General features: G+C 76.0%; 4 protein-coding genes and 1 pseudogene. 4 read left to right on the forward strand and 1 reads right to left on the reverse strand.

The window, feature by feature from the left end:
• The 4 genes and pseudogenes from ACME2J_RS22005 to ACME2J_RS22020 all read left to right on the forward strand — a co-directional run.
• Positions 1-523: pseudogene (locus ACME2J_RS22005) on the forward strand (hypothetical protein); the annotation flags it as partial.
• Between the two features lie 106 nt (positions 524-629).
• Positions 630-1,085, forward strand: coding sequence for an FAS1-like dehydratase domain-containing protein (locus tag ACME2J_RS22010; RefSeq protein ID WP_495547092.1), 456 nt, complete (start codon positions 630-632; stop codon positions 1,083-1,085).
• Positions 1,085-1,537, forward strand: coding sequence for a MaoC/PaaZ C-terminal domain-containing protein (locus tag ACME2J_RS22015; protein WP_495547093.1), 453 nt, complete (start codon positions 1,085-1,087; stop codon positions 1,535-1,537). The genes ACME2J_RS22010 and ACME2J_RS22015 overlap by 1 nt, the downstream gene beginning before the upstream one ends.
• A complete protein-coding gene (locus ACME2J_RS22020; protein WP_495547094.1) occupies positions 1,534-2,721 on the forward strand; it encodes an acyl-CoA dehydrogenase family protein in 1,188 nt (395 codons plus the stop codon). The genes ACME2J_RS22015 and ACME2J_RS22020 overlap by 4 nt, the downstream gene beginning before the upstream one ends.
• A 32-nt stretch (positions 2,722-2,753) precedes the next feature.
• On the opposite strand, the gene ACME2J_RS22025 is transcribed toward ACME2J_RS22020, so the two are convergent.
• Positions 2,754-3,860, reverse strand: a 1,107-nt coding sequence (locus tag ACME2J_RS22025) for a hypothetical protein (RefSeq protein ID WP_495547095.1), incomplete at its 5' end; no start/stop codon positions are given.

The following is a 3,860-nucleotide window of genomic DNA, read 5'->3' on the forward strand; positions in this document are numbered from 1 at the left end:
GGCCGGACCCCTCCTCGACGACCTCACCGGCGCGCTGGGCGACCTCACCCCGGCGGCGCGCGACCTGCCGGCGACGAGCCGCGCGACGCTGCGCGCGCTCGCCCGCCTCGAGTCGGTCACCCCGAGGGCGCGCCGCCTGCTCGGCTCGCTGCGCGCGACGACCACCCCCGCGCGAGCGCTCGCGCCCGAGCTCGACGACCTCCTCCGCGAGCTGCGCCCGGCGCTCGCGCACATCGCCCCGCACGCGCAGGACGCGGCGTACCTCTTCGCCACGCTGCGGGCGGCGTCCGACTTCCGCGACGACACGAGCCACGTCGCCAAGGTCATCGCGCTCTTCTCGGCGTCGCTCCTCGTCCCGCTCTCCGACGACGCGAAGAAGGCCCTCGACGTCGTCGAGGGCCTCGGCCTCGCCGACATCGTCCGCGCCGGCGGCGTCAACCCCTACGGGGCGCCGGGCAGCGGATCCGATCCGCGACCGCTCGGCGACGGCTACCCGCGGATCGTCCGCGACGACGGGCCGTGAGCGGCGAGGCGCGGCGGATGGCGGCCGGACGCACGATCGACCAGCGCGAGCGCAGGCGTCCGCGCGCCGTCCCAGACTCCTCAGACCCACCGACACGGAGGACCGAATGCCAGACACGAGCGACATCGGCCGCGACCTCGGGGAGGCGCGCTTCCGCGTCGACCGCAGCAAGGTGAAGGAGCTCGCGCGGGCCCTCTTCGACGACGACCCCGTCTACGCCGACGAGGACGCGGCCCGCGAGGCCGGCTTCGACGGCATCCCGGTCCCGCTCACCGCGAGCGTCCTCGCCGCGTTCGAGGCCGAGGGCGGCGCGGTCGCCTACGCGCTCGACCTCGGGCTCGACCTCGGCCGGCTCCTGCACGGCGAGTCGGCGTGGGACTACCTGCGGCCGCTGCGCGTCGGCGACGAGCTGAGCGGGCGCGTCGTCGTGAAGGACGTCGCGCGGCGCGAGGGCTCGCGCGGCGGGGCGATGACGCTCGTCACGGTCGAGACCGAGTTCCGCGACGCGGACGGCGAGCCGGTGCTGCGCCGCCGCGACACGATGATCGAGAGGGGGGCGTGATGTCCGCGTCCGCCGGCGGGGCGCTCGCGCCGAGCGCGCCGGTCGCGCTCGCCGAGGGCGACGAGATGCCGAGGGCGACCGTCGGCCCGATCACCCGGACCGACATCGTCCGCTACGCGGGCGCGGGCGGCGACTTCAACCCGATCCACCACGACGAGCCGTTCGCGCAGTCGGTCGGCATGCCGTCGGTGTTCTCGATGGGGATGCTCCAGGGCGGCGCGCTCGCGCAGCGGGTCGCGCGCTGGGTGGGTCCCGAGAACGTCCTGGGTCTCTCGATGCGCTTCACCGGCCAGGTGTGGCCGGACGACACGCTCACGATGTCCGGCCGCGTCATCGGGGTCGCCGAGGACCCCGAGCACGGCAGGGTCGCCGACCTCGAGGCGCGGATCGCCCGCGACGAGGCGGGCGAGGACGTCGTCGTGAAGGTGACCGCGCGGGCGCGCGTCGCATGACGGCGACGGCGACCACCGGCGCGCCCGCCGCGCGCCGGCGCGGGCTCTTCGGGCCCGAGCACGACGCGTTCCGCGAGAGCGTGCGGACGTTCTTCGCGCGCGAGGTCGTCCCGCGCCTCGCCGAGTGCGAGGCCGAGGGGATCGTCCCGCGCGACCTCTTCGCCCGGGCGGCCGCGCACGGGTTCGTCGCGATGGGCGTCCCCGAGGTGCACGGCGGCGCGGGCGTGGGGGACTACCGCTTCAACGTCGTCGTCGCCGAGGAGGCCGAGCGCGCCGGGGCGAGCGCGGTCGGCATCGGGTTCGCGCTCGTCTCGGACATCTGCGTGCCGCACCTGCTCGAGAACGGGACGCCGGAGCAGCACGCGCGCTGGCTGCCCGGCATCGCGGCCGGCGAGACGGTGACGGCGATCGCGATGACCGAGCCGGGCACGGGGTCCGACCTCGCGGCGCTCCGCACGACGGCGCGGCGCGACCCCGGCGACCCGGAGCACTACGTCCTCGACGGGACGAAGACGTTCATCACCAACGGCATCAACGCGGACCTCGTCATCGTCGCGGCGCGGACGGGGGAAGGGCCCCGGGGCATCACGCTCCTCGTCGTCGAGAGGGGCATGGAGGGCTTCGCGCGCGGCCGCAACCTCGACAAGGTCGGCCTGCACGCGCAGGACACCGCGGAGCTCTTCTTCGAGGGCGTCCGCGTGCCGGTCGTCAACCGGCTCGGCGAGGAGGGCGCGGGCTTCGGGCTGCTCATGGGCAACCTCGCGCAGGAGCGCCTCGGGATCGCGGTGGCCTCGCTCGCCTCGGCGCGGACGGCGTTCGCGCACACGCTCGCCTACGTGAAGGAGCGCGAGGCGTTCGGCCGGCCGATCGGGAGCTTCCAGCACTCGCGGTTCGCGATGGCCGAGCTGCACGCCGAGCTCGAGGTCGCCGGCGCGTTCCTCGACGACTGCATCGCCGAGCACGTCGAGGGCCGGCTCGCCGCCGAGCGCGCGGCGCTCGCGAAGTGGTGGTGCACGGAGGCGCAGGGCCGGGTCCTCGACCGCTGCGTCCAGCTGCACGGAGGCTACGGCTACATGACGGAGTATCCGGTCGCGCGCGCGTGGGCCGACGGCCGCGTCTCGCGGATCTACGGCGGGACGACCGAGATCATGAAGGAGATCGTCGGCCGCTCCCTCGGCCTCTAGCCCCCCGCCTGACCCCGCGAGATGCAGCTTCGTCACCGCAGCGGTGACGAAGCTGCATCTCGCGGAGAGGACGGCGCCGTGAGCGCCGCGAGCCGCTCGCGGACCCGCGCCGCCATCGGGCGGGCGCCCATCTGCTCGCACAGCGTGAGCGCGCGCTCGTAGCTCGCGATCGCCGCGTCGGTGCGGCCGGCGAGCTCCTCCAGCCCGGCGACGCGGGCGACGACCGGTCCACACAGCCCGAACCCGCGTCCCATGACGGGGTTGAGGTCGCCGAAGGGACGGAGTCGCTCGGCGAGCGCGGCCGCGCGCCCGCGGTCGCCGAGAAGCAGGCACGAGTCGGCCGCCTCGCACGCCGCGTGCCAGTTCGCGCCGCGCGGCAGGGCGGCGAAGTCGTCGGCGGCGAGCTCCTCGTAGCGCTCGCGCGCGAGGTCGACGTCGCCCCGGCCGGCGTAGACGATCGCGAGCCAGCCGAGCCAGGCGCCGCGCTCGGCGGGACCCTCGCGCGCGCCGCGCTCCGGCCACTCGAGGTCGATCTCGTCGTACCGGCGCTGCTCGACGAGGAGCTGGAGGCGCTGGATCGCGATGTGCGGCTCGGCGTTGCGGTCGTGCGTGCCCCGTGCGAGCTCGGCCGCCTCCGCGTGGCGGCGGTCGGCCTCGGCGAACTCACCGCGGAGCGCCGCGATCGCCGCCCGCCAGAGCGGCACGTACCACTGGTAGCGCGCGAGGCGCAGCTCGGCGGCCTCGACCTCGTAGCCGGCGATCTCCTCCTCCGCCTCGGCGATCCGCGCGAGCTCCATGAGGTCGAGGACCCGCCAGTGACGCGCCTGCAGCGCGGCGACCCGGTCGCCCGCCGCGCGCGCCCGCTCGTGCATCTCCTCGGCGACCGCGAGGCGCTCGTGCACGCCCTCGGCGCTCCAGAGGACGGCGTGCCGCGCGCTGAGCGCCTCGGCGAGCGTCGCCGGGTCGCCGGACTCGCGGGCGAGCGCGAGCGCGTCGGCGCTGAGCGAGGCCGCGCGGCCGGCGTCCGCGTAGCAGTGCTCGAGCGCGAGGGCGCCGAGGAGGCGCGAGCGCAGGCCGGGCTCGCGCGTCGCCGCGAGCGCCTCGTCGAGGAGCGCGATGACCTCGTCGTCCGGGCTGCT

It is taken from the genome of Paraconexibacter sp., assembly GCF_059438195.1.

Coding starts and splice junctions, on each gene's coding strand:
- ACME2J_RS22010 (WP_495547092.1), top strand. CDS start 630: ATGCCAGACACGAGCGACATCGGCCGCGACCTCGGGGAGGCGCGCTTC.
- ACME2J_RS22015 (WP_495547093.1), top strand. CDS start 1,085: ATGTCCGCGTCCGCCGGCGGGGCGCTCGCGCCGAGCGCGCCGGTCGCG.
- ACME2J_RS22020 (WP_495547094.1), top strand. CDS start 1,534: ATGACGGCGACGGCGACCACCGGCGCGCCCGCCGCGCGCCGGCGCGGG.